Source organism: Archangium violaceum Cb vi76, assembly GCF_000733295.1.
Classification (GTDB): domain Bacteria; phylum Myxococcota; class Myxococcia; order Myxococcales; family Myxococcaceae; genus Archangium; species Archangium violaceum.
This window is the reverse complement of sequence record NZ_JPMI01000251.1, coordinates 1-503: the sequence shown is the minus strand read 5'-3', so window position 1 is coordinate 503 and position 503 is coordinate 1. Positions and strand designations below refer to the sequence as shown.

Genomic DNA, 503 nt, shown 5'->3' with positions numbered 1-503 from the left:
TTGGTACCGCTGCCGCTGCCCGCCACCAGGACCTTGCCGGAAGGCAGCAGCGTCGCCGTGTGGTGGTCGTGGGAGATGCTCATGCTGCCGGTAGGAGCCCAGGTGCGGGTAGCCGGGTCATAGAGCTCGGCACTGTTGTTACCACCGATACCGCCCGCCACCAGGACCTTGCCCGAGGGCAGCAGCGTTGCCGAGTGGTGTGCGTGATGCGAGGCCAGGCCCCCCACGTAACTCCCATTGTTCGTCATCGGGTCGTAGAGCTCGGCGAAGCCGGTGCCGTTGGTGACGTCCACGCCCGCCATCAGGACCTTGCCGGAGGGCAGCAGGGTGGTCGTCGAGCGACCCAGAATGGCGGCGGTGCTGTGGGTGGGAGTCCAGGTGCCAGTGGCGGGATCATACAATTCCACGTTGTTCGACGCAGACCCGACCACCAGGACCTTGCCCGTGGGCAACAGGGTCGCTGTATGAGCACTGCGGGATGCACCCATGGCGCCCGTGGGAGT

General features: G+C 66.4%; 1 protein-coding gene. It reads right to left on the bottom strand.

Annotated features, from left to right (window positions below; genetic code table 11):
• Positions 1–407: Kelch repeat-containing protein (locus Q664_RS34630; protein ID WP_235216987.1), on the bottom strand; the 407-nt coding region annotated here is incomplete at its 3' end.
• Between the last annotated feature and the right edge of the window lie 96 nt (positions 408–503).